This window comes from Streptomyces fractus, from assembly GCF_049844455.1.
Taxonomy (GTDB): domain Bacteria; phylum Actinomycetota; class Actinomycetes; order Streptomycetales; family Streptomycetaceae; genus Streptomyces; species Streptomyces fractus.
In genome coordinates, this window is sequence record NZ_JBMYHI010000002.1 from 4445189 (window position 1) to 4465748 (window position 20560).

The 20560-nt window shown below is 67.0% G+C and carries 14 protein-coding genes and 3 rRNA genes; 11 read left to right on the top strand and 6 right to left on the bottom strand.

From position 1 onward, the window contains the following. The first annotated feature begins 36 nt into the window (after positions 1–36). From ACP4E5_RS22115 to ACP4E5_RS22135, 5 genes are all read left to right on the top strand, one after another. Positions 37–837 (top strand): DUF8175 domain-containg protein, encoded by an 801-nt coding sequence (locus ACP4E5_RS22115; protein ID WP_425841555.1) that lies wholly within the window; start codon positions 37–39, stop codon positions 835–837. Continuing rightward, positions 827–2191, top strand: a complete 1365-nt coding sequence (locus ACP4E5_RS22120) for a hypothetical protein (RefSeq protein WP_425831300.1) — start codon at positions 827–829, stop codon at positions 2189–2191. Before ACP4E5_RS22115 ends, ACP4E5_RS22120 begins: the two co-directional genes overlap by 11 nt. Next, positions 2188–3747 carry an SCO6880 family protein gene (locus ACP4E5_RS22125; protein WP_425831302.1) on the top strand — a complete coding sequence of 520 codons (1560 nt, stop codon included), beginning with the start codon at positions 2188–2190 and terminating at the stop codon, positions 3745–3747. Before ACP4E5_RS22120 ends, ACP4E5_RS22125 begins: the two co-directional genes overlap by 4 nt. A 66-nt stretch (positions 3748–3813) precedes the next feature. Beyond that, positions 3814–5226, top strand: coding sequence for an ATP-binding protein (locus ACP4E5_RS22130; RefSeq protein WP_425831304.1), 1413 nt, complete (start codon positions 3814–3816; stop codon positions 5224–5226). Positions 5227–5255: 29 nt separating this feature from the next. Next, positions 5256–6851: a type IV secretory system conjugative DNA transfer family protein gene (locus ACP4E5_RS22135; protein WP_483030483.1), complete on the top strand. Its 1596-nt coding sequence runs from the start codon at positions 5256–5258 to the stop codon at positions 6849–6851. Between the two features lie 9 nt (positions 6852–6860). Here the strand turns inward: ACP4E5_RS22135 and ACP4E5_RS22140 are convergent, their stop codons facing one another. After that, positions 6861–7508 carry a TetR/AcrR family transcriptional regulator gene (locus tag ACP4E5_RS22140; protein WP_425831306.1) on the bottom strand — a complete coding sequence of 216 codons (648 nt, stop codon included), beginning with the start codon at positions 7506–7508 and terminating at the stop codon, positions 6861–6863. A gap of 97 nt (positions 7509–7605) precedes the next feature. On the opposite strand from ACP4E5_RS22140, the gene ACP4E5_RS22145 reads away from it, so the two are divergent. Beyond that, positions 7606–9153, top strand: a complete 1548-nt coding sequence (locus tag ACP4E5_RS22145) for an MFS transporter (protein WP_425831308.1) — start codon at positions 7606–7608, stop codon at positions 9151–9153. A gap of 16 nt (positions 9154–9169) precedes the next feature. After that, positions 9170–9766 carry an NADPH-dependent FMN reductase gene (locus ACP4E5_RS22150; RefSeq protein WP_425831310.1) on the top strand — a complete coding sequence of 199 codons (597 nt, stop codon included), beginning with the start codon at positions 9170–9172 and terminating at the stop codon, positions 9764–9766. Here the strand turns inward: ACP4E5_RS22150 and ACP4E5_RS22155 are convergent. Continuing rightward, positions 9763–10347: a GNAT family N-acetyltransferase gene (locus ACP4E5_RS22155; RefSeq protein WP_425831312.1), complete on the bottom strand. Its 585-nt coding sequence runs from the start codon at positions 10345–10347 to the stop codon at positions 9763–9765. The two genes, ACP4E5_RS22150 and ACP4E5_RS22155, sit on opposite strands and share 4 nt — an antisense overlap. Before the next feature lie 105 nt (positions 10348–10452). Here ACP4E5_RS22155 and ACP4E5_RS22160 point away from each other — a divergent pair, with 105 nt between their 5' ends. Genes ACP4E5_RS22160 through ACP4E5_RS22175 form a run of 4 tightly spaced genes read left to right on the top strand, consistent with a single transcriptional unit; the run spans position 10453 to position 14108 of the window. Then, the gene (locus ACP4E5_RS22160) at positions 10453–11388 is read left to right on the top strand and encodes an ATP-binding cassette domain-containing protein (RefSeq protein WP_425831314.1); all 936 of its coding nucleotides are present in this window, start codon (positions 10453–10455) and stop codon (positions 11386–11388) included. Beyond that, positions 11385–12185, top strand: a complete 801-nt coding sequence (locus ACP4E5_RS22165; RefSeq protein WP_425831316.1) for an ABC transporter permease — start codon at positions 11385–11387, stop codon at positions 12183–12185. Before ACP4E5_RS22160 ends, ACP4E5_RS22165 begins: the two co-directional genes overlap by 4 nt. 13 nt (positions 12186–12198) lie before the next feature. Further along, positions 12199–13428, top strand: a complete 1230-nt coding sequence (locus tag ACP4E5_RS22170) for a sensor histidine kinase (RefSeq protein WP_425831318.1) — start codon at positions 12199–12201, stop codon at positions 13426–13428. Next, complete coding sequence (locus ACP4E5_RS22175) at positions 13425–14108, top strand: response regulator (protein ID WP_425831320.1); 684 nt, start codon at positions 13425–13427, stop codon at positions 14106–14108. Before ACP4E5_RS22170 ends, ACP4E5_RS22175 begins: the two co-directional genes overlap by 4 nt. Positions 14109–14155: 47 nt before the next feature. On the opposite strand, the gene rrf is transcribed toward ACP4E5_RS22175, so the two are convergent. The 4 genes from rrf to ACP4E5_RS22195 form a co-directional block, all read right to left on the bottom strand. Further along, a 5S ribosomal RNA gene (gene rrf, locus ACP4E5_RS22180) occupies positions 14156–14272 on the bottom strand. Positions 14273–14363: 91 nt separating this feature from the next. Next, positions 14364–17486: ribosomal RNA gene (locus tag ACP4E5_RS22185) — 23S ribosomal RNA — on the bottom strand. A gap of 313 nt (positions 17487–17799) precedes the next feature. Then, positions 17800–19325, bottom strand: a 16S ribosomal RNA gene (locus ACP4E5_RS22190). Together the 16S, 23S and 5S rRNA genes form the textbook arrangement of a ribosomal RNA operon. Before the next feature lie 632 nt (positions 19326–19957). Then, positions 19958–20512, bottom strand: a complete 555-nt coding sequence (locus ACP4E5_RS22195) for a MarR family winged helix-turn-helix transcriptional regulator (RefSeq protein ID WP_425831322.1) — start codon at positions 20510–20512, stop codon at positions 19958–19960. Positions 20513–20560 lie beyond the last annotated feature (48 nt).

Genomic DNA, 20560 nt, shown 5'->3' on the forward strand with positions numbered 1-20560 from the left:
GGTGGTTCGGCGAAAGGTTGAGGGGGCGTGCGCGCAATGAGTCCCGACGGTCCACAGGACGACGAGCTCTACGGGGGTTCCGGGCAGACCCGGACGCGGCTCCCGGAGGGCACCGCCGCCCGCAGACCGGGGCGTTCACCGTCCCGGTCGCTGGTGACCGTGGTCGGCGTGGTGGTGTTGCTCATCGCGGCGATCGCGTTCGCGAACCGCGGCGATGACGCCTCCGGCGGGTCCGGGTCCGCGTCCTCCGGTACGAAGCCGGCGGCGGCCCCCACGGCTCCCTCCGGGACGAAGCCGGTGGCCTCCGGCTTCGCCCACGACGAACAGGGCGCGCAATCGGCTGCCGCCAATTATGCGGTGCGGCTGGGTTCGGCCGACATGTTCGACAAGGCGAAACGAGACGGCATCGTCGACGAGGTCTATACGCCGTCGGCCGCCCACGCCCGGCGGGGCGACCTCGACAAGGTGTACTCCAGCGAGAGCTTCCTGACCGGCATCGGCCTCGACAAGGACGGTTCCGCGCCGAAGGGCAGCACGTTCGTCTCCCGGACCATTCCGGTGGGCACCAAGGTGACGGCCTACAAGGGCGACGCGGCGACGGTGTCGATCTGGTACTCGTCGCTGTTCGGCCTCGCCGGCGAGGGCACACAGAACCCGGTGTCCGAGAGCTGGTACACCAACAGCTACAAGCTGCGCTGGGTGGACGGTGACTGGAAGGTGGCGGACTTCTCGCAGAAGGACGGCCCCGTCCCGGTCGGCCGCGACCAGCGTGCCTCCACAGCCGACGACATGGCGAAGGCCGTGAAGGAGTACGGAGGGTTCAGCTATGCCCGCTAACCGGCGACGCCGCGCCCTCTCCCTCGCCACCGTGGTCACCGGCGTGCAGGCCACAGCGGTCCTCCTGGCCACCCGCGCCTGGGCGGCCCCGGACCCCGACCCGTCCGACAACCCCTGCGACCTCATCCGAGGCGCCGCGCGGAAGTACTGCGAACGCGGCAACGACGCCACCGGACAATCCCCCGGGACCGGCGGGACGCCAGACGTTTCGAATCCGCTCGACCCACTCTCCAGCCTCGCCAAGGGCTGCGCCGAAGCCGCCTCGTGGACCGTCGACCAGCTCAGCGACGCCGTGCAGAAGACGGCCAACGTCGACTTCACCAACCAGAAGTTCCTTCAGCAGTACGCCGTGGTGTTCGCCGCGTCGACCATCCTCACACTCGTGCTGTGGCTGCTCGCCGTGGCCAAGCGCGCCGTGCGCGGCGTCCCGCTGATGACCGCGATCTCGGAGGCCGTGGGCTTCCTCTGGCTCACCGTGCTCGCGTCCGCCTTCACCCCCCTGATCCTCTACACGGTCGTGTCCGCCGCCGACGGAGTCAGCGACGTACTGGCCAAGGCGACGGGCAATCAGACGGACGCGTTCTTCGGGACGTTCTCCGAAGCCCTGAAGAAGGGCGACGGCATCGGCGGCGGGCCGATCATGCTGATCGTCGTGTCACTCGTGTCGATCGTCGCGGCGGGCGTGCTCTACCTGGAGCTGTATCTGCGCGCCGTCCTGCTCTACGTGGGCGCGCTGCTCGGCGTCGTCGTCTACGCCGGGCTCGTCGACAAGAACCTGTGGGGCCACGTCCGCCGCTGGGTCGGCGTCATGATCGCCGTCATCCTCGTGAAGCCGGTCATCGTGATCGTGCTCGGCCTCGCCGGCGCCCTGTCCAGCAGCGACAAGGGCCCCGACTCGCTCGCCGCGATCGTCTCCGGCCTCGCCATCGTGCTGCTCGCCATCTTCGCGAGCGGCATGATCTACCGCTTCGTGCCCGGCTTCGGCGACGAGATGGCCAACGTGAGGAAGAACCGGCTCATGCAGGGGGCCGAGGGCAAGGCCGCCGCCGTCATCTCCTCGCCCGCCGCGCTCGTCTCGCAGGGCATCAAGACCCACAGCAGCCGTCAGGACAGCGGGGGTTCGGCAGGCGGTGGCGGCGCGTCCCAGGCCCGTCCCGCCAACCCCGCGTCCGGCGGTGTGGCCGCGCACAGTTCGCGGCAGGGCGGGGCAGGGGGAGGCGGCGGAACTGTCCCCTCCGCCGCACCTCCGCCCCGTACGAGCCCGTCGAAGTCCCCGCACGCGAGCAACGACCGCGGGAGCAACAGCGGTAACACCGGAAAGAACGGCAACTGGCAAGGAGGTGCAGGGCGTTGACGACCCAGTCCCACGTGTCCCCTCCGGTCACGCCCCGCCGTACATATCTGATCGGCCGCGCCCGGCCGAACGCGATCGTCGGCAAGAACCGCGAGTCCGGCGAGATCGCGATGATCGTCGTGGGCGCGTTCCTCGGCATGATGTGCGGGCTGCTCGTCCCCGTGCTCTCGCTGCGCATCGTGCTGCTCACCGGCTTCCCGATGCTCGCGCTGGCCGCGGTCTACGTCCCCTACAAGAACCGCACCTTCTACAAGTGGTTCGAAATCAACCGCAGTTACAAGCGCTCCCTCAAGCGCGGCACCGCCTACCGTTCGCACACCATGGAGGCCGGCACCCGGCTCGACGGGCGTGAGGTCGAGGTCGGCCCGCCCCCCGGCATCGGCAGGCTGACGTGGCTGGCCGCGCCGTTCGGGCCCGACGAGATCGCGGTGCTGCTGCACGCCGACCGGCGCACCGTCACCGCCGCCATCGAGATCGAGGGCCCCGGCGTCGGGCTGCGCGACTCGGAGGACCAGGAGGCGCTGGTCGACCGGTTCGGCACGCTGCTCAAGCACGTCGCGAACGGAGACGGGTTCGTGACCCGGCTCCAGATGCTCGCCCGCACCCTGCCCGCCGACCCCGACGCGCACGCCAAGGACGTCGCCGTGCGCGGCGACGACCGCTCGCTCGGCTGGCTGCAGAAGTCGTACGACCAGCTCCAGTCCATGGTCTCGACGAGCAGCGAGCAGCACCGCGCGTACCTCGTGGCCTGCATGCACTTCACGCGCGACCTGGCCGCCGAGGCCAACGCGATGGCCCGCGCCACCCGCCCGAAGGGCGGCAAGAAGGTCGACAGGGACGCCGGGCTCGCCGTCGTCATGGCGCGCGAACTGACCGACATCTGCTCGCGGTTGCAGGAGGCGGACATCCGCGTGCGGCAGCCGCTCGGGCAGGGCCGCCTCGCGTCCCTGATCCACTCCATGTACGACCCCGACCACCCCATCGACCACATCCAGGCGATGTCGAAGCGCAACGCCTGGCCGGCCGAGCTCGACGCGATGGAGCCGACGTACCTCCAGGCCAAGACGCGCGAGTCGGCGACCCGCGCGCCCTGGTGCCACGCCACGGCGTGGGTGAAGGAGTGGCCGATGACGCCGGTGGGCGTGAACTTCCTGGCGCCGCTCCTGGTGCACACCCCGGACGTCATCCGGACCGTCGCCGTGACGATGGACCTCGAACCCACCGAGGTCGCCATCGAGCGGATGCTGACCGAGAAGACCAACGACGAGGCGGAGGCGTCCCGCGCCGCCAAGATGAACCGGACCGTCGACCCCCGCGACATCGCCGCCCACGGCCGCCTCGACCAGCGCGGCGAGGACCTGGCGAGCGGAGCTGCGGGCGTCAACCTCGTCGGCTACATCACGGTCTCCTCCCGCAACCCCGACGCGCTCGCCCGCGACAAGCGCACCATCCGCGCCTCGGCGGGCAAGTCGTACCTGAAGCTGGAGTGGTGCGACCGCGAGCACCATCGGGCCTTCGTGAACACGCTGCCGTTCGCCACCGGCATCCGCCGATGACCCTGATGCTCCAGACGTACGCGTTCCTGATGTACGCCGACACGGCCGGAAGGTAGGCGCTGCACTATGCGGGATCCGCTGTCCGCTCTCACCGATGCCTTCACCGCGTTCCTGTTCGGGAAGGTGGAGACGACCCGGCTTCCGGTGCGTACGTCGACGGGGCAGGCGCAGGCCGTCTATCTGCCGACGGCCGCGCCCGGCCTCGGCGACTCCGGCGTGATCATCGGCCGCGAGGTGTACTCCGGCAAGGGCTACATCTACGACCCTTTCCAGCTCTACGGTCAGCAGCTCCCGGCCCCCCACTGGCTGGTCCTCGGCGAGTCCGGCAACGGCAAGTCGGCGCTTGAGAAGACGTACGTACTGCGGCAGTTGAGGTTCAAGGACCGCCAGGTCGTCGTCCTCGACGCGCAGGGCGAGGACGGCGTCGGCGAGTGGAACCTCATCGCCGAGGAGCTGGGTATAACTCCCATCCGGCTCGACCCGACGGCCGCCCTGGACATGGGGATCCGGCTCAACCCGCTGGACCCGGCGATCACCACGACGGGCCAGCTGGCGCTGCTGCGCACCATCATCGAGGTCGCGCTCGGCCACGGCCTCGACGAGCGGTCCGGCTTCGCGCTGAAGGTCGCGCACGCGTACGTGAACGAGACGATCGTCGAGCGGCAGCCGGTCCTGACCGACATCGTCGAGCAGCTCCGCCACCCGGAACCGGAGTCGGCGGAGGCCATGAACGTGGCCCTGGAAGACGTCCGGGCCTGGGGCCTCGACGTGGCGCTCGTCATCGACCGGCTCGTCGACGGCGACCTGCGCGGCATGTTCGACGGCCCGACGACGGTCGGCATCGACCTCGACGCGCCGCTGATCGTCTTCGACCTCTCGCACATCGACCGGAACTCGATCGCGATGCCGATCCTGATGGCGATCGTGGGCGTGTGGCTGGAGCACACGTGGATCCGTCCCGACCGGAAGAAGCGCATCTTCCTGGTCGAGGAGGCCTGGCACATCATCAACAGCCCCTTCGTGGCCCAACTCTTCCAGCGCCTGCTGAAGTTCGGGCGGCGGCTCGGCCTGTCCTTCGTGGCGGTCGTCCACCACCTGAGCGACGTGGTCGACGGCGCGGCCGCGAAGGAAGCGGCGGCGATCCTGAAGATGGCCTCCACGAGGACGATCTACGCCCAGAAGGCGGACGAGGCGAGAGCCACGGGCCGAGTGCTCGGACTGCCCCGCTGGGCGGTCGAGATCATCCCTACGCTCTCCCCCGGCATCGCCGTCTGGGACGTCAACGGCAACGTACAGGTGGTCAAACACCTCATCACCGAGACCGAACGGCCACTGGTGTTCACCGACCGCGCCATGACGGAGTCGTCCGCCGAGCAGTACGTGGACGACGCCCTGCACGCGGCGGAGCTGGAGGCCGAGGAGCGGGCGGCCGCGTTCGTGGAGCAGCGCCTGGGCGGCTCCGAGTCCACGGTGGCGTGACAGGAATGCGGGACGAGCGGGGGCGCCGGATGGAGCGGGGACACCACCGGGACGACCGGGACGGGCGGGGCGGTGTGCCCGACGGGCTGCTGGTCGGGGTCCTGGCGTTCCTCCTGGGCATGACGATCCTGGCGTGGACGGCGACGGGCCTCGCGGGCCTCTTCACGAAGGGCGCGTGGCCGACGGCCGTGACCTTCGCGAACACGCCGCTCGCCATGCGCTCACTGATCGCCCGCCCCCACGACATCCCCGGCGCCTGGCCCGCCACCCCCTCCGGGGAACTCTCCGGCTACGGCCTCTTCTGGGGCCTGTTCATCGGCCAACTGATGATCCTGGTCGTCCTGACCATCTTCGTCGCAGGCACGGTAACCCGCTGGCGCGCACTCCGGGCGGACCACCGAAAGCCACTCAAGTCCCCTCCGACACCTGACGGTCGGGCATTCCAAGCCCCTCCGGCGCCCGACGGTCGGGCATTCCAAGCCCCTCCGGCACCTGACGAGCGGGTAATTCAAGCCCCTGCGGCGATTGAGCAGCGGGGTCCGGGGCAGAGCCCCGCGAGCCCAGCCACGCCTCCCGCACCATCAGAGACGCCGATCGACCGGGCATTTCAAGCCCCTGCGGCGATTGAGCAGCGGGGTCCGGGGCAGAGCCCCGAGGCCGCAACCCCGGCTCCCGCAACCACACCCGTTCCCACCCAACGCGGACCCATCCACCTCGGCCCCCCAGCCGCCCGCCACCCCCTGGCCGTAGAAGCAATCCAGGACGCCGAGGGCCCAGCCCTCGTGATCACGTCGTCACCGGAGGTCTGGTCGGAGACCAAGGACGCCCGCGCCAAACTCGGCCCCGTCCTCCTCTACGACCCCACCCACCGCTGCGACACCCCCGCCCGCATGCACTGGAACCCGGCCTCCGGCTGCACCGACAAGGACACCGCGGCACAGCGCGCCACCGCCCTGCTCGCCCCGATAAGGCCCACGGCCAAACTGGACTCGGCGCTGGCCGACGCCGCCACCACCCTGCTGCGCAGCTACCTGCACGCGGCATCCGTCGACGGCAAACCGTTCCGCCACGTCCACCGCTGGGCCCAGGGCAGCCAGGTCCAGGACGCCGTCCGCATCCTCCGCACGAACCCGAAGGCCGCCGCCGGCACCGCGGGCGAACTCGAAGCCGCCCTCACCTCGCACCCCGAGCGCCGCGACATGGCACAGGAGTTGACCGCCCGCGCCCTGTCGTCCCTGTTCTCGGTGCACATCCGCGAGGCCTGCACGCCCAACCGAACGGATGCGCTCACTCTGGATTCCTTCGTGAACGAAGGGGGCACGCTTTATGTGGTCGGTGAACCCATCGAGGACCCGAAGGGGCAGCCCGGCGCGATGCCGCTGCTCACGGCCCTCGCCTCGAGCGTGGTCGAGCACGGCCGCCGCGTGGCCGCACGGTCACCTGCCGGCCGGCTCGACCCACCAATGACGTTCGTCCTCGACGACGTCGCGGCGGTGGCTCCGCTGCCCCAGCTGCCGGAGCTGCTGGCCACCGGGAAGGACCAGGGCCTGATCACGCTGGCCCTGCTCCGGTCCCGGGAACAGGGCCGCACCCGCTGGCCGGACGCGGAACTCCCCCTCGGCTAGGGCGGCGGCCTACCGCTCGTACAGCTTCAGGAACACCGAGAGCCCGCTGGACACCCGGGCGTCGATCTCGGCGTCGGACATCGGCACCACCCCGAAGAACGTGTCCACGGTCACGGATCCGGGGATCAGCAGCAGGAAGTGCCGGGCGGCCTCAAGGGAGTTGCCCTTGTCGACCCGCAGCAGGCCCTGCTCGCCGAGCCTCAGCAGCGCCGCGCGCACCGCTTCCGCGGTCGCCCGCGGCCCGATCCGCTGCCACTCCTCGATGACGTCGGCGGGCAAATGCGCCCCCTCCGAGATGATGTGCCGCACGAGCAGCATGTGCGGCTCATGGTCGCCGCGCCGCCCCATCCACTCCCGGGCGAGCCCGAGCAGATCCTTCTCCACGTCCACGACCGTGCCCAAGTGCCGGTCGATCAGGGCGACATGAGCGGCCGTCACGTTGTGGGCACTGTCGATCAGGACCTCACGGAAGAGGTTCTCCTTGCCCCCGAAGTGGTTGTAGAGCGTGCGCGTGGAGACCCCCGCCTCCGCGGCGATCTCGTCGATGCCCGCGCGCGCGTACCCCTCGCGCCCGAACACCGTCCGCGCGCCGCGCAACAGCGCCTGCCGCTTCTCGGCGGTGCCCTTGCGCGGGCCACGCCCCGACTCCTGTGTCATGCCACTCCGTCCTGCTCCGTCCCCGTCCAGACTAGGCACAGAGACCTAGGTACAACGACGGTTGCACTTCTTACAACCACGGTTGTACTTTACCGGCATGGCAACCGAACCCCAGGCTTCGGCGGCCCGCGAAGTCGGCGGCAGCCGCTCCACGTTCACTCTCCTCGTGGTCCTCCTCGGCATGCTCACCCTGCCGATGGCCATGTCCGGCACCACGGTCGCGCTCCCGCGCATCGGCGCCGACCTCGACGCGTCCGGCCCGGCCCTGCAATGGGTTGTCGTCGGCTATTTCCTCGCCGCGTCCTCATTCATGCTGGTCGCGGGCTCGCTCGGCGATCTCCACGGCCGCCGCCGGATCCTCACGGCGGGCGCCACGCTCTACACGGCGGGCACCCTCGCCTCGGCCCTCGCCCAGAACATCCTGCTCCTCGACGCGGCCCGCGTCCTGTCCGGCATCGGGGCCGCGGGCGTGATGGCCAGCGGCGGCTCGCTGCTCGCCGCGACCTTCACGGGCCCCGCCCGCACCCGCGTCTTCGCCTCGCTCGGCACCACGGCGGGCCTCGGCCTCGCCTTCGGCCCGACGTTCTCCGGCTGGCTCGTGGACGCGGTCGGCTGGCGCGCCACCTTCCTGTCCTACGTCGCCGTGGGCGCGGTCATCGTCGCCGGCACCCGCCTCATGCCGGAGTCCCGGGCGGACACGAGCCCGCGCGTCGACAAGGCGGGCGCGGCCACCTTCATCGCCGGCCTCGCCCTGGCCCTCTACGCGATCACGCAGGGCTCCAAGTCCGGCTGGACTGCGGCGCCGACCCTCGTCCCGGCGGCCCTGTCCCTCGCCCTCCTCCTCACCTTCGTACGCGTCGAACGGCGCCTCGTCCGCACCGGAACCGGCCGCCCGATCCTCGACCTGCGCCTCGCCCGCAACCCGGCGTTCTTCGGCTGGGCCGTCGGCTCCTTCGGCCTCGGCGCGGGCACCACCGGCGTCCTCACCTTCCTGCCGACCTACCTCCAGGGCGCGAACGGCACGACGGCCCGCACGGCCGGCCTCACGCTCCTGCTGTTGACGGTGCCGATCCTGGCCCTGCCCCCGCTCGGCGCCCGCCTCGTCAACCGGGGCGTGCCGGCCCGCCACATCGTGGTCCTGTCCCTGCTCCTGCTGGCGGCGGGCAACGCGTGGCTGACGACGCTCCACCCGGGCATCGGCGTCCTGGGTCTCGCGGGCCCGCTGCTCACCATCGGCGCGGGCCAGGGCCTGTCCATCGGCATCATCGACGCCCAGGCCATGTCGATGGTCGCCCCGTCCGAGGTCGGCATGGCCTCCGGCTTCCTCAACACGGTTCGCGGCGGCACGGGCGCCATCATGCTCACGATCTTCGGCGCCCTCCTCCTCGCCTCCCTCGAACCCCGGGTGGGCTCGGCGGAGTTGGCCGCCCGCATCACAGCAGGCACGGGCGGCCACGCCCGGGAATTCACGGAGGCGTGGCAGGTGACGCTGTGGTCGATAACGACATTGCTGACAGCACTGGCCCTGTTCGTGAACCGCCTCCTCACCCCTGCTGTGGGCAAGCGTTCCGCATGGCGGAACGGGTGGGCACAGCCCCCGTCGCCGCGCAACGAAACATCAACGCACACCAAGTCGACCCGATAACACGGAGGACCGCACCATGACCACCACCACGCCCACACCCCCGCTCCGCGTAGCGATCGTCGTCGGATCCACCCGCGAAGGCCGCCTCGCCCCCACCGTCAGCACCTGGTTCACGGCCCAGGCCGAACGCCACACCCCGGAAACCCACTACGACGTCATCGACCTGACCGACCTGAACCTTCCCGACACCCACCCCGACTGGGGCCACGAACGCACCCCGGCCCAGGCCGAGTTGGCTGCCCGCGTGGCCGCCGCCGACGCCTACGTGGTGATCACCCCCGAGTACAACCACAGCTTCCCGGCCCACCTGAAGCACTTCATCGACCTGCACCACGACGAGTGGAAGGCCAAGCCCGTCGGCTTCGTCTCGTACGGCGGCGTGGGCGGCGGCCTCCGCGCCGTGGAGCAACTCCGCCTGGTCTTCGCCGAGTTGCACTGCGCGACGATCCGCGACGGCGTCAGCTTCCACAAAGCCCACGGCGGCCTCTTCGCCGAGGAAGGGCCGGCCCACGACGAGCAGGGCGCGGCCGGCGCCGCCAAGGTCATGCTCGACCAGCTGACCTGGTGGGCCCGCGCCCTGCGCACGGCCCGCGCGGAGCACCCGTACGGCTAACGCCGCCCGATCTCCATCTCACGATCCACCTTGGAAGGGTCGCCCGCCCTGGCGCCCGGCTTTTTGCCCGACTTGGCGCCCGGCTTCGGGACGACCCTTCCCGTGTGGACGAAGCCGAACTTCCGGTAGAACCCCTCGGCCCGCCGATTGTCCTCATGGACGTACAACCGCACCCGCGTCACCCCCTCCAGCCCGAACGCCCACTCCACTGCGGCGGAGAACAGCGCCCCCGCCACCCCGCTCCCCCGCGCCTCCGGCCGCACGAACACCGCGACGAGCTGCGCCTGCCGCCGCTCGACGAGCTGCCCGAAGAAGTCCAGGGAGCCCGCCTCCTCCACGAGCGCCACCACACTGCCGTCCCAGCGCCCGCCCTCGGCGTTCTCCGCGACGAACTGCAGGACCGTCGTCCCGTGCGCGGCCCGCTCGGCCCGCCCCCGCCAGAACTCGTCCGGCTGCGCCGCCGCCTCCTCGTAAGTCTCCAGAAACGCGAGCGGCGCCGCGGGATCCCGCAGCGCGGCGAGCCGCAGCTCCTTCGCCGCACGCCACTCGTCGGCCCGCACGGGCCTGATCACGTAGTCCATGCATCCGCACCCTAAGGGCCCGTAGTACCCCGGTACTACGGCATTTCCGCAGCTCGATGCCCCGGTCCGACGCCCGCGGGGCCCCGCCCACGGCACCGTACCCATATGACGATCCGAGCCCACGGCCTCACCAAACGCTACGGCGGCAAGACCGGCAAAACCGTCGTCGACGACCTCACCTTCACGGTCGAACCCGGCACGGTCACCGGCTTCCTCGGCCCCAACGGCGCGGGCAAGTCCACGACCATGCGCATGCTCCTCGGCCTCGACACCCCGACCGCGGGACGCGCCACGATCGGCGGCCGCCCCTACGCCACCCACCCGGCCCCGCTCACCGAGGTCGGCGCGCTCCTGGAGGCGAAGGCCGTCCACCCCGGCCGCACCGCCTTCCACCACCTCACGGCACTCGCCCTCACCCACGGCATCCCGCGCTCCCGCGTCGAGCACGTGCTCGACCTCGCGGGCCTCACCGAGGTGGCGGACAGGCGGGTCAAGGGCTTCTCCCTCGGCATGGGCCAGCGCCTCGGCATCGCGGCGGCGCTCCTCGGCGACCCGGCCACGATCATCCTCGACGAACCGGTCAACGGCCTCGACCCCGAGGGCGTCCTGTGGATCCGCACCCTCCTCAAGTCCCTGGCCCAGCAGGGCCGTACGGTCCTGGTCTCCTCCCACCTCATGTCCGAGATGGCGCTGACGGCCGAGCACCTCGTCGTGATCGGCCGCGGCCGCCTCCTCGCGGACACGACCGTCACCGATCTCGTACGCGAATCAGGAGCGGCCTACGTGAAGGTGGTGACACCCGAGGCGGACCGCCTGCGCACCCTGCTGACCGGCGCGGAGATCACCGCCGAGGCGCCCGACACCCTCCACGTACGCGGCCTCGACGCCCCCGACATCGGCAGGCTCGCCGCCGCGAGCGGCCTCCCGCTCTTCGAACTGACCCCGCAGACCGCGTCGTTGGAGCAGGCCTTCATGGACCTCACCCACGACGCCGTCGAGTACCAGGCGGCCACGCGGCCCCCGGCAGGAGTAGCAGCATGACCACGACCACACCCACGCCCACACCCTTCGCGCCCACGCCCTACGCGCTGACCCCGACCCGCATCCTGCACGCCGAATGGCACAAACTCCGTACGCTGCGCAGCACTTGGTGGACGCTGGGGCTCTCCGTCGTGCTCGTCGTCGCGGTCGGCCTGATGATGGGGGCCACCTACGACGGCGACGACGCGAACATCGACACGATCGTCTTCACGCTCTTCGGCAGCCAGATGTCCCAGATCTGCGTCGCCGTCCTCGGCATCCTGGTCACCGCGAGCGAGTACTCGACGGGCCTGGTCCGCGCCACGATGGCGGCGGTCCCGCGCCGGCTGCCGGTCCTGTGGGCCAAGGCCGGCGTCTTCACGGCCCTCGCGTTCACGGTCACCTTCACCACGAACCTCGTCACGTTCCTGCTCGCCCAGATCTGGCTCTCCGACAGCGACAAGGCCCTGTCCCTGACGGACTCCGGCGTCCTCGGCGCCCTCGCGGGCAACGCCGCCGGCATCACACTGCTGAGCCTCATCGCCCTCGGCCTCGGCGCGCTCTGCCGCTCCGTACCGGCCGCGATCGGCGCCTTCGTCGGCGGCGTCATGATCCTTCCCGAGGTCCTCCAGATGATCAGCAACGACGCCGTGCGGAGCGCCGTGAAGTACTTCCCGTCCAAGTCGGCGGAGTCCCTCGGCTCAATCATCCCGGTGGCCGACCACAACGCGCCCGGCACCGGGCTCCTCTCCCTCGTCGTGTGGGCCGCCGTCGTCCTCACCGCGGCCGGGCTGCTTCTCAAGCGCCGCGACGTATGACCAGGATGTCCACGTGACGCCGACGCAGCCCCGTACGAGCCAGTTCCTGCATCGCACCACGCTGCGGGTGCGCGCCCAGGACCGGCGCCACCCGCTGGTGTGGGACGTCCTGGTGACGGTGCTCTTCGTGGCGGCCGCCCTCACCGACGGCACGGGCGGCTGGCGCACCACGGCCGCGGACCCGGGGGTCGCGGAATGGCTGGTGCTGCTGATGAGCCTCGGCCTGTCCGTCCCCGTGCTGTGGCGCCGCCGCCACCCGCTCCCGGCCCTCGCGGTGATGGTGGCCACGGCACTGGTCAGCAGTTGGACGGGGGCCTGGCTACAGATCGCCTTCGCCCAGTTCGTCGTCGTGTTCAACATCGCGCTACGGCTGCCCCTGAGGACACTCGGCGGGGCGGCGGCCCTGACCGTACTGCCCATGCTCGTGAGCTTCTTCCGCTTCCCGCACGGCAGTTGGGACCAGCTGATCGTGCCGCAGCTGTGGTCCCTCGCCCTGGTCACCCTCGCGGGCATCGCCGTCCGCTCCCGCCAGGACTACACCGGGGCCCTCGTCGAACGCGCCCGCCGGCTCGAGGTCGAGAACGAGCAACAGGCCCTCCTCGCGGCCGCCGTCGAACGCGCCCGCATCGCCCGCGAGATGCACGACATCATCGGCCACAACCTCTCCGTCATCACCGGCCTCGCCGACGGCGGCTCGTACGCCGCCGCCCGCAACCCGGAACGCGCGGGCCAGGCCCTCACCGCCATCGCCACCACCAGCCGCAACGCCCTGACGGAGCTCCGCCGACTCCTTGACGTACTGGGCGAGGAATCCCCGTCGCCCACGGCCCAGCTGACCCCGGCCCCCGCACTCGACGACCTCGACTCCCTGATCGACGGCGTACGTTCGGCAGGGCTCCCCGTCGTCCGGAAGGTCGAGGGCGAACCGGTGCCGCTGCCCGCAGGCCTGGAACTCACGGTGTACCGAGTGGTCCAGGAGGCCCTCACCAACACCCTGAAGCACGGCGGCCCTTCGGCCACCTCCGAACTGCTCGTCGCGTACGCGCCCGACGCGGTGACGGTGACCGTCACGGACACCGGCCGCGGCGCCACCACCGACGACCTGGCCGGCACCGGCCGCGGGCTCACCGGCATGCGGGAGCGAACGGCCCTCTACCAGGGCACACTTGAGGCCGGACCACGACCGGCCGGCGGCTGGCGGGTACGCCTCCGCATCCCGATCCCGGAAGGCCCCACACCGTGACGACCGTCCTCATCGTCGACGACCAGCCCATGCAGCGCTTCGGCTTCCGCATGCTCCTGGAGAGCCAGGACGACCTACGGGTCGCTGGCGAGGCGGGCACCGGCGCGGAGGCGGTCCGCCTCGCGGCCGAGCTCGCCCCGGACGTGATCCTGATGGACATCCGCATGCCCGGCATGGACGGCATCGAGGCCACGCGCCGCATCATCGCGCAGACCGCGGGGACCGGCCCGTCGGACGGCCCGCGCATCCTCATCCTCACGACGTTCGACATGGACGAGTACGCGTACGCGGGCCTGCGCGCGGGCGCCTCCGGCTTCCTCATCAAGGACGCGCTCCCGGAGGAACTCCTCGCGGGCATCCGTGCGGTGGCGGCCGGCGACGCGATCGTCGCCCCCAGCCTCACCCGCCGCCTCCTCGACGCGTACGTCCACCATCTCCCAGCCGCCGCGGGCACTCCCCCGGCCGCCGATCCGCGCATCGCCTCCCTGACGGACCGCGAGCGCGAGATCCTCACGGTCATCGCCCAGGGCTGGAGCAACGCCGAGGTCGCCGAACGCCTGCACCTCGCCGAATCGACGGTGAAAACCCATGTCTCCCGCATCCTGGCGAAAACGGGAGCGCGGGACAGGGTGCAAGCGGTGATCGTCGCGTACGACGCGAAACTGGTGGAGCCCGCATAACGCAGAAAAGCCCCGTGCCATTGGCACGGGGCTTTTCTATAAAATTAGTTCGGCGGCGTCCTACTCTCCCACAGGGTCCCCCCTGCAGTACCATCGGCGCTGTGAGGCTTAGCTTCCGGGTTCGGAATGTAACCGGGCGTTTCCCTCACGCTATGACCACCGAAACACTATGAAACTGTCAACCGCACCGTAGTCGTGGCCCGACATACGGGGTTGTTCGTGGTTTCAGAACCAACACAGTGGACGCGAGCAACTGAGGACAAGCCCTCGGCCTATTAGTACCGGTCACCTCCACACCTTACGGTGCTTCCAGATCCGGCCTATCAACCCAGTCGTCTACTGGGAGCCTTAACCCCTCAAAGGGGGTGGGAATACTCATCTCGAAGCAGGCTTCCCGCTTAGATGCTTTCAGCGGTTATCCTTTCCGAACGTAGCCAACCAGCCATGCCCTTGGCAGGACAACTGGCACACCAGAGGTTCGTCCGTCCCGGTCCTCTCGTACTAGGGACAGCCCTTCTCAATATTCCTACGCGCACAGAGGATAGGGACCGAACTGTCTCACGACGTTCTAAACCCAGCTCGCGTACCGCTTTAATGGGCGAACAGCCCAACCCTTGGGACCGACTCCAGCCCCAGGATGCGACGAGCCGACATCGAGGTGCCAAACCATCCCGTCGATATGGACTCTTGGGGAAGATCAGCCTGTTATCCCCGGGGTACCTTTTATCCGTTGAGCGACGGCGCTTCCACAAGCCACCGCCGGATCACTAGTCCCGACTTTCGTCCCTGCTCGACCCGTCGGTCTCACAGTCAAGCTCCCTTGTGCACTTACACTCAACACCTGATTACCAACCAGGCTGAGGGAACCTTTGGGCGCCTCCGTTACTCTTTGGGAGGCAACCGCCCCAGTTAAACTACCCATCAGACACTGTCCCTGATCCGGATCACGGACCCAGGTTAGACATCCAGCACGACCAGAGTGGTATTTCAACGACGACTCCCCCTGAACTGGCGTCCAGGGTTCACAGTCTCCCACCTATCCTACACAAGCCGAACCGAACACCAATATCAAACTATAGTAAAGGTCCCGGGGTCTTTCCGTCCTTCTGCGCGAAACGAGCATCTTTACTCGTAGTGCAATTTCACCGGGCCTATGGTTGAGACAGTCGAGAAGTCGTTACGCCATTCGTGCAGGTCGGAACTTACCCGACAAGGAATTTCGCTACCTTAGGATGGTTATAGTTACCACCGCCGTTTACTGGCGCTTAAGTTCTCAGCTTCGCCACACCGAAATGTGACTAACCGGTCCCCTTAACGTTCCAGCACCGGGCAGGCGTCAGTCCGTATACATCGCCTTACGGCTTCGCACGGACCTGTGTTTTTAGTAAACAGTCGCTTCTCGCTGGTCTCTGCGGCCACCCCCAGCTCAGACAGTAAATGTCATCACCAGGAATGGCCCCCCTTCTCCCGAAGTTACGGGGGCATTTTGCCGAGTTCCTTAACCATAGTTCACCCGAACGCCTCGGTATTCTCTACCTGACCACCTGAGTCGGTTTAGGGTACGGGCCGCCATGAAACTCGCTAGAGGCTTTTCTCGACAGCATAGGATCATCCACTTCACCACAATCGGCTCGGCATCAGGTCTCAGCCTTGTGTGCGACGGATTTACCTACCGCACGGCCTACACCCTTACCCCGGGACTACCATCGCCCGGGCTGGACTACCTTCCTGCGTCACCCCATCGCTCACCTACTACCAGCTTGGGCCGGCGGCTCCACCACTTTCCATTCCCCGAAGGGTCCGGAACGGCTTCACGGCCTTAGCATCACTGGATTCGATGTCTTTCGCGTCACAGCGGGTACCGGAATATCAACCGGTTATCCATCGACTACGCCTGTCGGCCTCGCCTTAGGTCCCGACTTACCCTGGGCAGATCAGCTTGACCCAGGAACCCTTAGTCAATCGGCGCACACGTTTCTCACGTGTGTATCGCTACTCATGCCTGCATTCTCACTCGTGAACCGTCCACAACTACCTTCCGGTGCTGCTTCACCCGGCACACGACGCTCCCCTACCCATCCACACACCCGTTGGGGCTGTTGTATGAATGACACGACTTCGGCGGTACGCTTGAGCCCCGCTACATTGTCGGCGCGGAATCACTTGACCAGTGAGCTATTACGCACTCTTTCAAGGGTGGCTGCTTCTAAGCCAACCTCCTGGTTGTCTCTGCGACTCCACATCCTTTCCCACTTAGCGTACGCTTAGGGGCCTTAGTCGATGCTCTGGGCTGTTTCCCTCTCGACCATGGAGCTTATCCCCCACAGTCTCACTGCCGTGCTCTCACTTACCGGCATTCGGAGTTTGGCTAAGGTCAGTAACCCGGTAGGGCCCATCGCCTATCCAGTGCTCTACCTCCGGCAAGAAACACACGACGCTGCACCTAAATGCATTTCGGGGAGAACCAGCTATCACGGAGTTTGATTGGCCTTTCACCCCTAACCACAGGTCATCCCCCAGGTTTTCAACCCTGGTGGGTTCGGTCCTCCACGAAGTCTTACCTCCGCTTCAACCTGCCCATGGCTAGATCACTCCGCTTCGGGTCTTGAGCGCGCTACTGAATCGCCCTGTTCGGACTCGCTTTCGCTACGGCTTCCCCACACGGGTTAACCTCGCAACACACCGCAAACTCGCAGGCTCATTCTTCAAAAGGCACGCAGTCACGACGCATTGAGTAAACTCAATGCGCGACGCTCCCACGGCTTGTAGGCACACGGTTTCAGGTACTATTTCACTCCGCTCCCGCGGTACTTTTCACCATTCCCTCACGGTACTATCCGCTATCGGTCACCAGGGAATATTTAGGCTTAACGGGTGGTCCCGCCAGATTCACACAGGATTTCTCGGGCCCCGTGCTACTTGGGTGTCTCTCAAACGAGCCGCTAATGTTTCGACTACGGGGGTCTTACCCTCTACGCCGGACCTTTCGCATGTCCTTCGCCTACATCAACGGTTTCTTACTCGTCCTGTCGCCGGCAGACGACAGAAGAGAGATCCCACAACCCCGTACACGCAACCCCTGCCGGGTCTCACACGTATACGGTTTGGCCTCATCCAGTTTCGCTCGCCACTACTCCCGGAATCACGGTTGTTTTCTCTTCCTGCGGGTACTGAGATGTTTCACTTCCCCGCGTTCCCTCCACACTGCCTATATATTCAGCAGCGGGTGACAGCCCATGACGACTGCCGGGTTTCCCCATTCGGAAACCCCCGGATCAAAGCCTGGTTGACGACTCCCCGGGGACTATCGTGGCCTCCCACGTCCTTCATCGGTTCCTGGTACCAAGGCATCCACCGTGCGCCCTTAAAAACTTGGCCACAGATGCTCGCGTCCACTGTGCAGTTCTCAAACAACGACCAACCACCCATCACCCCGAACCCTTACGGTCCGAGTGCACTGGGGCCGGCACTGAAGGATCAGGCTCTACAGCCCGTACCTTCAGATACCCAACAGCGTGCCCGACACCCTTGCAGCTTCCCTCAACGTTCCACGCTCCGAAGAGCAGTACTGGAAGGAGAAGACAGTCAAGTGTGCCGAATAATCAACGTTCCACCCATGAGCAACCAGCATCAGACGTTCGCTGATGAACTGGCCTCTGACCAACCGGAGTTGGTAAGAAGTGCTCCTTAGAAAGGAGGTGATCCAGCCGCACCTTCCGGTACGGCTACCTTGTTACGACTTCGTCCCAATCGCCAGTCCCACCTTCGACAGCTCCCTCCCACAAGGGGTTGGGCCACCGGCTTCGGGTGTTACCGACTTTCGTGACGTGACGGGCGGTGTGTACAAGGCCCGGGAACGTATTCACCGCAGCAATGCTGATCTGCGATTACTAGCAACTCCAACTTCATGGGGTCGAGTTGCAGACCCCAATCCGAACTGAGACCGACTTTTTGAGATTCGCTCCACCTTGCGGTATCGCAGCTCATTGTATCGGCCATTGTAGCACGTGTGCAGCCCAAGACATAAGGGGCATGATGACTTGACGTCGTCCCCACCTTCCTCCGAGTTGACCCCGGCGGTCTCCTGTGAGTCCCCATCACCCCGAAGGGCATGCTGGCAACACAGAACAAGGGTTGCGCTCGTTGCGGGACTTAACCCAACATCTCACGACACGAGCTGACGACAGCCATGCACCACCTGTACACCGACCACAAGGGGGCGCCCATCTCTGGACGTTTCCGGTGTATGTCAAGCCTTGGTAAGGTTCTTCGCGTTGCGTCGAATTAAGCCACATGCTCCGCTGCTTGTGCGGGCCCCCGTCAATTCCTTTGAGTTTTAGCCTTGCGGCCGTACTCCCCAGGCGGGGCACTTAATGCGTTAGCTGCGGCGCGGACAACGTGGAATGTTGCCCACACCTAGTGCCCACCGTTTACGGCGTGGACTACCAGGGTATCTAATCCTGTTCGCTCCCCACGCTTTCGCTCCTCAGCGTCAGTAATGGCCCAGAGATCCGCCTTCGCCACCGGTGTTCCTCCTGATATCTGCGCATTTCACCGCTACACCAGGAATTCCGATCTCCCCTACCACACTCTAGCTAGCCCGTATCGACTGCAGACTCGGGGTTAAGCCCCGAGCTTTCACAATCGACGTGACAAGCCGCCTACGAGCTCTTTACGCCCAATAATTCCGGACAACGCTTGCGCCCTACGTATTACCGCGGCTGCTGGCACGTAGTTAGCCGGCGCTTCTTCTGCAGGTACCGTCACTTTCGCTTCTTCCCTGCTGAAAGAGGTTTACAACCCGAAGGCCGTCATCCCTCACGCGGCGTCGCTGCATCAGGCTTTCGCCCATTGTGCAATATTCCCCACTGCTGCCTCCCGTAGGAGTCTGGGCCGTGTCTCAGTCCCAGTGTGGCCGGTCGCCCTCTCAGGCCGGCTACCCGTCGTCGCCTTGGTGAGCCATTACCTCACCAACAAGCTGATAGGCCGCGGGCTCATCCTTCACCGCCGGAGCTTTTAACCCCCATCCAGGAGGACAGGAGTGTTATCCGGTATTAGACCTCGTTTCCAAGGCTTGTCCCAGAGTGAAGGGCAGATTGCCCACGTGTTACTCACCCGTTCGCCACTAATCCACCCCGAAGGGCTTCATCGTTCGACTTGCATGTGTTAAGCACGCCGCCAGCGTTCGTCCTGAGCCAGGATCAAACTCTCCGTGAATGTTTCCCCGTGATCGGGGCGACACACACGAGAGCGGAACAGTCGGAGGAATAATCCGACCGTTCACAGCGTCCTCGCTGTGTTTTTTTACAAAGGAACCTCATCCCCAGCAGATGCTGGAGACGGGGTATCAACATATCTGGCGTTGATTTTTGGCACGCTGTTGAGTTCTCAAGGAACGGAGGCTTCCTTTGTACTCACCCTCTCGGGCTTTCCTCCGGGCGCTTCCCTTCGGTCTTGCTATTGTTCTTGCTGTTTCGCGTTTCCGACTCTATCAGACCGTTTCACCGGCCGATTTCCCTCGGTCCCGCTCCGCTTTCCGGCCTTTCGGCTTTCCGGCGAGTCCGACTCTATCAGATCCTTTCGGGCCTGATTCCCAGTCAGTGGGGCTTGTCCTCGCGACTGTTGGGCCGTTCCGACGTTCCAAACTTTAGCGGATTCCCGGCCCCCGAGCTAATCGGGGGTTCGGAATTGAATTCGGGCACGCCGAAAACAATCCCGGGGGAGATCGTGCTGAGATTGGGTGCCGCTTGAGCGGCGGATGGCTGCCGAAGAACCGTTACGGCCCCGTGGCAACCCGAGGTACCTTACGGACCGGGGAAGGCCGTGTCAACCCTCCCCTCCGGCCGGCTTCAGCCGAGGTCGTTGAGGCGTCCGCCGGCGTCCGGCTGGGCGTCTTCCACGCGGCGCAGAAGACGGGTGAGGACCTCGCCGAGGGCGCTGCGTTCAGCCGCGTTGAGGTCCTGGAGAAGGTCCTCCTCGAAGACGGACGCGAGGCGCATCGCCTCCAGCCACTTCTCGCGGCCCTCCGCGGTCAGCTCGACGATGACGCGTACGCGGTTGTTCTCGTCGCGGTCGCGGGTGACCAGGCCCTCCTGGACCATGCGGTCGATGCGGTGGGTCATGGCGGCGGGGGTCAGGCCGAGGCGCTTGGCGAGATCGCCGGGGCCCAGGCGGTACGGGTCGCCCGAGAGGACGAGGGCCTTGAGGACCTCCCAGTCGGTGTTGCTGATCCCGATCTCCGCGGTCTGGCGTCCGTACGCCACGTTCATGCGGCGGTTGAGCCTGCCGAGTGCCGAGACGATCTGCTCGACCTGGGGGTCGAGGGCCTGGAACTCGCGCTGGTACGCGGCGATCTGCTCTTCGAGCGTCGGCTCGGCCGCCGGCGCGCCTGGGGTGTCCGCCATGGCGCGAAGTATGACACGGCAGTGATTGGCGTTGAAGTCCTTGCGTGT

Excerpts from the sequence above, each read along its gene's own strand:
- ACP4E5_RS22115 (WP_425841555.1), top strand. The coding sequence starts at position 37 with ATGAGTCCCGACGGTCCACAGGACGACGAGCTCTACGGGGGTTCCGGG.
- ACP4E5_RS22120 (WP_425831300.1), top strand. The coding sequence starts at position 827 with ATGCCCGCTAACCGGCGACGCCGCGCCCTCTCCCTCGCCACCGTGGTC.
- ACP4E5_RS22130 (WP_425831304.1), top strand. The coding sequence starts at position 3,814 with ATGCGGGATCCGCTGTCCGCTCTCACCGATGCCTTCACCGCGTTCCTG.
- ACP4E5_RS22135 (WP_483030483.1), top strand. The coding sequence starts at position 5,256 with ATGGAGCGGGGACACCACCGGGACGACCGGGACGGGCGGGGCGGTGTG.
- ACP4E5_RS22140 (WP_425831306.1), bottom strand. The coding sequence starts at position 7,508 with ATGACACAGGAGTCGGGGCGTGGCCCGCGCAAGGGCACCGCCGAGAAG.
- ACP4E5_RS22145 (WP_425831308.1), top strand. The coding sequence starts at position 7,606 with ATGGCAACCGAACCCCAGGCTTCGGCGGCCCGCGAAGTCGGCGGCAGC.
- ACP4E5_RS22150 (WP_425831310.1), top strand. The coding sequence starts at position 9,170 with ATGACCACCACCACGCCCACACCCCCGCTCCGCGTAGCGATCGTCGTC.
- ACP4E5_RS22155 (WP_425831312.1), bottom strand. The coding sequence starts at position 10,347 with ATGGACTACGTGATCAGGCCCGTGCGGGCCGACGAGTGGCGTGCGGCG.
- ACP4E5_RS22160 (WP_425831314.1), top strand. The coding sequence starts at position 10,453 with ATGACGATCCGAGCCCACGGCCTCACCAAACGCTACGGCGGCAAGACC.
- ACP4E5_RS22165 (WP_425831316.1), top strand. The coding sequence starts at position 11,385 with ATGACCACGACCACACCCACGCCCACACCCTTCGCGCCCACGCCCTAC.
- ACP4E5_RS22195 (WP_425831322.1), bottom strand. The coding sequence starts at position 20,512 with ATGGCGGACACCCCAGGCGCGCCGGCGGCCGAGCCGACGCTCGAAGAG.